The following is a 776-nucleotide window of genomic DNA, read 5'->3' as shown; positions in this document are numbered from 1 at the left end:
GGCTCCTCTCTCGTTAAGTAAATTAAAATTATTTATAGGGATTCTTGTACTAGCCCTTTAGCTTTCTGGGCTACCCGACAAACTATACGCGAATTCTATGGTTAATCCAGTTAAAAGTTTTTAATGTGATGTTTTGTTTTATTAAACTTGTTAAACTATTCTCTCTATATCCTATCATTGGTACATAACTGGTAATTTGCTGCCCTATAAAGGTTGGCTGACATGATAAATTACATTAAAAACCCACTAAAAGAGAGGTTTTATGATTACTTTACGACAACTCGAGTTTGCGCTAGCCGTCGCCAAACATCGTCACTTTAAACGTGCTGCTGAGGATTGCAATATTTCGCAGTCTGCCCTGAGCTTGGGTATCGCAGAATTAGAAAAACAGCTAGATACACAGATTTTTGAGCGCAATAACAAGCAAGTACTGATTACCCCAATCGGTCAAGAAATCCTCACAAGGGCGCAACGAGTGTTCTCTGAAGTGAGCGATTTGACCACGCGTGCCCATAGCCATCAGACGCCGCTTGCCTATCCTATGACGGTTGGCATCATTCCCACGATTGCGCCTTACTTGCTACCAAAGGTTCTACCTGCGCTGCGTGCTCAATATCCAGAGTTCCGCATGACGATCGTTGAGCAGCAAACCGAGCGGTTGCTTGAACAAGTGCGCTACGGTCATATCGATACCGCTATCATTGCGCTGCCGTATGCCGTAGACGGCCTGCACAGCTTTGAGTTTTGGAGTGAGGATTTCTTTGCGGTCTTCCCAA

The 776-nt window shown here is 44.1% G+C and carries 1 protein-coding gene; it reads left to right on the top strand.

Annotated features, from left to right (window positions below; all coding sequences use genetic code 11):
- Nucleotides 1–262: 262 nt before the first annotated feature.
- Nucleotides 263–776 (top strand): LysR family transcriptional regulator (locus ACS8FC_RS16740; protein WP_439297614.1); only part of this gene is annotated, 514 nt, incomplete at its 3' end.

The organism is Psychrobacter sp. 1Y4, assembly GCF_051847555.1.
Note: the sequence above shows the minus strand (reverse complement) of the source record. Positions and strands in the feature narration are given on the sequence as shown.